Here is a 5,389-nt window from a genome sequence, read left to right as displayed (position 1 = left end):
CGTCGGCGCGGCGGCGGACGAGCACGGTCAGTCCGGCGTCGCGTTCCTTTTCCGCCCGCGCCAGCACGGCGGGCGCCAGCAAGGCGGCGAGCGCCGCGTTGGTGGTTGCGCCGGGGGAGACCGGCGGCGTGACCGGCTCGCTTGCCGAAGCCAGCCTGGCCGCGCCGGCCTCGGCGCGAAATTGCAGCGCGGCAATCAGCCGATGCCGACAGATACCCGTCGCCGGGCAGCTACAGTGCGCTTGCGCTGGTGGCTTTCCCGCCGGCCAGCGGACGACCACGCCATCGGGAAAGGCCGCCAGCAGCGTCGCGTCCGCTTCCAGAGTCAGGTCCGGCACATAGCCGGCTTCGCGCTCGCGCACCGCGCGCCTGACCAGCCCGGCATTGGTCAGCTGGGTCAGGGCTTCCGGCGAGAGATGGAGAAGGTCGGGACGCATGGCCTTGCCGCTCCGCTAATGCAGCTTTTCAGCCAGCCAGCCGGCCAGCTGGCCGGGCGTCATGGCGCCGACATGGGCGCCGAGATCGGCCAGCCGGCGGGCGAGTTCCCGGTCGAAAACCGGGTTGGCCGCCTCGTCCAGCGCGGCCAGACCAAGCACCTGCGTGCCCTGGCCGACCAGCGAGGCGACCTGGTCGACCAGGACATGCTGGCCCATACCCTCGAAGAAATCGCTGATGACGACGACGATGGCCCGCTTGGGCACGTCGATTCTCTGCGCGGCGTAGGCGACGGCCTTGCCGATGCAGGTGCCGCCGCCGAGCTGCACCTGCATCAGCGTTGCCACGGGGTCGTGGGCTTCGTCGCTGAGATCGACGATCTCGGTGTCGAAGGCAATCAGATGGGTCCGGACGCCGGGCAGATTCCACAGGCAGGCCGCCGTGACCGCCGCGTGAATGACGCTGCCGACCATGCTGCCGCTCTGGTCGACGAGGAGGAAGATCTGCCAGCGCTGCAGGCGTTTGCGGGTGTGGCTGAAGAACAGCGGCTGCCGGACGATGAGTTGCCGGCGCTGCGGGTCGTAGTGCCTGAGGTTGCGCTGCAAGGTTTCGCGGGCGGCAAACTGGTTGGCGGCACCGTGACGGGACAGGCTCTGGCGTTGGCGACGACCGGAAAACGAGCGCTCGACCTCGCGGGCGAGCTTTGCGATCAGCTCGCCGACCACTTTGGCGACCAGTTTGCGGGCCATGGCCAGCACCGCCGGGTTCATCAGGTGCTTGGTGCGCATCACCGCCGCCAGCAAGGCCGGATTCGGTTCGACGCGTTCGAGGACTTGCGGATTGGTGACGACCTCGTCGATGCCGTAGCGCTCGATGGCATCGCGCTCCAGACGCTCGATGGTTTCCTTGGGGAAAAGCTCGTGAATCCGGTTGATCCATTCCGGCACGCTCAGGCGCGAGATTTCGCTGCCCCCTTGCCGATCCAGTGCATCGGCACCGAAGGCCCCGCCATCCCGCCCATAAAGCCAGGCCAGCGCCTGATCCATCGCCATGCCCGGCCCGCCCGCCGCAGGCAAGCCGCCCTGCAGGCCCGGCTGGGCGGCCTCGCCGAGCAGCAGGCGCCAGCGTTCGGCAGGCGTCAGCGAAATGGCGCCGGGGGGTTTGGCCATGCTCAATCCCGCGTGTGCCAGGCCAGTCGTTCCAGATCGCGCAGCATCTCGCTGCGGGCGATGGCCGGCAGATCGCCCCAGGCCGGCTGGGGCGGCGCACCACCGCTGCCCTCCGGGACGGAAGCGAGGCTGGCGAGGCGGAGGGCACCGATTTCCTGTTCTTCGTCGATGCTTGGCGCGCCGCCGACGAACCAGCCGGGATCGAAGCTCAGCACTGCCACATGCTGGTCGCCAAGCGACTTGCTCAGGCAGTCGATCATGCCATCGTCGCCGACGCTGCGGCTCCAGCCGCGTTGTTCCAGTCCGAGCAGACTGCCGGTGCTGAGCCTGCGGTGCTCGTAGCGCGGCAGGGCGTTGAGCGGCATTTCCTCGGCGGTCATGGCGTAGGTGGCGCGGGCCAGTTGCTCGAAGGGCTGGAGAACCTCATAGTCGGCCAGGAGCGTCAGCCAGCGATTGCGCAGATCCTCGGCCAGTTCCAGCGCGTGCGGCAGGCCGACGCGGCCAGCGGCGTCGAGTTCGCAAGGCGCATCGTCGACATCGGCCAGGCTCAGGTCTTCGCTGACGCGGAAGGTGGCGCTCAAGATCCCTTGCGCATCGAACGCGGCCCATACCAGCCGCTGGCACAAGGTGCGCAACACCGGGTGCCGGGCAAAGAAGGCCAGGAAATCCGCGGTCGGCCAGCGGCGCTGGCCGCACATTGCCGCCTCCATGCGCACGCTCTGCGTGCTGGCGACCAGCTTGGCCTGCTTCTTGAACTCCTTCCAGTTGGCAACGGCGTCCTTGGCCAGCGCCGCGTCGTCCTTGGCGCCGGGCTTGGGCAGGTCTTTCTGGCGCATGCCGGCTGCGTCGTGGACTTGTGGCAGCAGGTCGGCGTTCAAACTCGCAATGAATTGCCGCGGGCCGAAGTCGAGCAGCAGGCGACCGCGCTCGTCGAGGCCCAGAGTCGGCACGGTGCGGTCGGCCAGCTGCTCCAGCGTCAGGTCGCGTTCTTCGGCGACGCGCGCCAGCGCCTTGGCGGCGCGATCCTGGAGGTCGCTGTAGCGCTTCTGCTCGCGGTAGGTCGACAGCAGCATCAGGGCGGTGTCGCTGCCGATCCTGGCCAGCATTTCCAGACCTTCGTAGCTACGCACGCGGTCGAGGTGGCTGCGCCATTCGCGGATGCGTGGCGCCAGCGCGCGGGCGTTGGCGTCGTCGCCCAGACGGCCCTGCAGTTCGAAAATCCACCGATCCTTCGGCGGCATGCCGTTTTCCAGCCACTGTTCGAACAGGCCGAGCATCAGCCGCGCCAGCGAATCGGGCGTGACCGCGGCCTGCAACTGGTCCAGGCCGGCGTAGCTCATGCCGCCCTTGCTCAAGGCCAGCGGCATCAAGGCGTCGGGCAGGTTCGCCAGCGGCACGGCGTGGCCGCTGGCGGCCAGCAGCAGGCGCGGCAGCCTGGGCAGCACCAGCCAGGCGGGCAGTTTCGGCAGTTGCGCAGGAAGCAGCGCTTCCGCCGGTGTCGCCAGCAAGGTCTCGACGGCGGCGAGCGCCTGTTCGCCGTAAGCACGGGCTTCGGCTCGCAAGATCTCGCCGTGTCCCTCGCGGGACAGCAGGTAGAGGTGCTGCCGGGCATGGGCGGCGCTGCCGGCATCCGCGGAAAAGGCGGCCGGAATCAGCGCCCGGGTGCTGGTTTGCGGGTGGGCGAGCAGCCAGTCGCGGGCAAAGGTCCGCAACTGGCTGCGCACGGTATAGGCGTACTGCGAGAGGCGGAGCGCCAGTTCGTCCGAGTCGACGATTTCCATGATCATCTGCGCGGCCTGTCCCGCGACGGGGGGCAAGACGGGCAAGATCGCGTCGATGTGTTCGGCGCCGAAACGCTTGAGGAGTCGCGCCGCCGGGTTGCCGCAGGTGTCGGGGATGCGCCCGAATTCATAGTGCTGGTTGGCGGTGGCGTGGGCAGCCGCTGGCTGGCGCAGGAGGGACAGCGCCAGGGCATCGTCGAGGTAGCCCAAGTGGTTCAAGAGGCCGCCGCTCGCCCAGGGAAGTTCGCGCAGATCGTCCTGCCCGACGGCGTTGTTCGCAAGCACGGTGGCGATGTGGTCGGGCTTCACCCCCCACAGAAACAGGGCAAGAGCCCGCCGATCCCAGTCGGTCTCGAAATACCGGCGCAATGCGGCCAGTTCGTCGTTCCTCGTCGGATCAGTCTTCAGGCCGCGATCGAGGTAGTTCATGAACTCCTCTTCAACCCGAAAGTAGGTGCGACCGATGCTCAAGACATTGACTACGACGTGACAATGGAGGTCGTTCCATTTTCCGAGCGCCCGCAAATCGTCGTCCGATAGCCGACCCGTCGAGTGCAGGAATCGTGTCACTGTCGCAAAGGCATCCGCCTTTTCTGCCATGCTCGCGACAAAAAAACTTCGACCATATCTGCCTTGTCGGACTTGATCGGACCACTCCAGCAAGTCCGCTTCGCCAAGCAGACTCTCCGACGCCAGAAAGGCGTGCAGCAGACCGGGGGCGTCGTCGAAGCGGATGCTATGGATCGTGTATCCCATGTTGGACCGGATCTGCGGCCTGAGTTCGACCGTTCCGCCGCGCCAGCGCGACCAGTCGACGACCGCGGGTGCGCGCCTGGGTGTCAGCTCCAGCACCGGCAGTTCGACGCGCGCCGCATCGGCCCGCCACGGGGGCGCGCGCAACAGGGCGGGCAATTCATCGATGCTCGCCTCGGTCACCTTTTCGGTCGGGGTGAGCAGACGCGCCAGGGTCCGGCTTTGCGCTTCGTCGCTTGCCGCCGCCAGCGCCGCCTGCAAGGGTGCAAGCCATGCGGGATGCGCGTACAGGAGGCGCTGCAACAGTTGGGCGGCCGGCTGGTCGCGGCTCGGGTTGAGCGCCAGCAGGCCGCGCAGGGTATACAAGGGCCAGCGCGCGGCGCGATCCGCCACCGCTTCGCGGACTTCGGGCAGGTTCAGCCGGCTGAGCAGCAACGCCTGGGCGGCGTCGGTATGAAAACTGTCCACGAGTCTGACGACATGCTTGTTCGCCAGATGGTCGGCGAGACGATCCAGCGTACCCGGGCCGTGCCACTGGATCAGGCACTCGCAGTCAACCGCGGTCTGCGGGTGGCCGCCGCCCAGGTAGATCGATCTACTGCGCACCAAGGCGCTGTTCGCTTCCAGCGTATGGGTGGCGAGAAGCTTGGCGTATGTGGTGTTGTCGGCTTTTTCGATCAGCGCCTGGGCTTCGGCTTGCAGCTTGGTCAGCCACGCCGATTTGGCACGGCTGCCATCGGGGCAGGAGAGGAAGGGATCAGCTTTGTTCTTGGCCATGGGGTCTTCCTGAGTCGGTCATTCGTTCAATCCATATTCCACGGCCCAGGCAAGCGCGAGGGCTTCGCAACGGCGGGCGGCGAGGTAGCTTGCCTCGCCCTGCGGCAGCTGGGTGAGATGGGCGCGTTCGGGGGCGGCCAGGCCGAGCAGGCTGGCGGCCTGGGCGGCGATGTCGCCGCGTTCGCGCGGCGGGAACCAGCCGAAGGCGGCGCGCAGCGCCGGCAGCGCGACGAGGAAATCTTCGTCGCCGAGCTGGACGAGCGTCGCATGGACGGCGCCGACCAGCTCGGGCTGCTCGTTGATCACCGAGCGGGTAAGGGCGAACAGGCCGTAGAGGTAGTCGCCCAGCTGGCTGCGCGGCGGCACGGCACGGGTCAGACGGACGAGTTCGCCGTCGTCGAGGCCGCAGGCGGGCCGGTAGCGGTGCTCGAGCGACTGCGCCAGGCCAGCCGCGGCGCCGCGCAGGGTCGGCGGC

Annotated in this window: 3 protein-coding genes and 1 pseudogene; all 4 read right to left on the bottom strand. The window is 68.1% G+C overall.

The genetic code is table 11. From position 1 onward, the window contains the following. Window positions 1-436 (bottom strand): annotated as a pseudogene (locus tag CAPSK01_RS21405) (hypothetical protein); the annotation flags it as partial. 15 nt (window positions 437-451) lie between these two features. Further along, entirely contained in the window at window positions 452-1,603 is a 1,152-nt protein-coding gene (locus CAPSK01_RS01840; RefSeq protein WP_273702880.1) for a VWA domain-containing protein, read from the bottom strand. Window positions 1,604-1,605: 2 nt separating this feature from the next. After that, window positions 1,606-4,914 carry a DUF4132 domain-containing protein gene (locus CAPSK01_RS21400; RefSeq protein WP_273702879.1) on the bottom strand — a complete coding sequence of 1,103 codons (3,309 nt, stop codon included), beginning with the start codon at window positions 4,912-4,914 and terminating at the stop codon, window positions 1,606-1,608. A gap of 18 nt (window positions 4,915-4,932) precedes the next feature. Further along, a partial coding sequence (locus CAPSK01_RS01830; RefSeq protein ID WP_034921498.1) for a DUF5682 family protein occupies window positions 4,933-5,389 on the bottom strand: 457 nt, incomplete at its 5' end.

Origin of the sequence: Candidatus Accumulibacter vicinus (genome assembly GCF_000584955.1) — a bacterium.
In the GTDB taxonomy this organism is placed as follows: domain Bacteria; phylum Pseudomonadota; class Gammaproteobacteria; order Burkholderiales; family Rhodocyclaceae; genus Accumulibacter; species Accumulibacter vicinus.
This window is presented reverse-complemented; position numbering and strand designations above follow the sequence as displayed.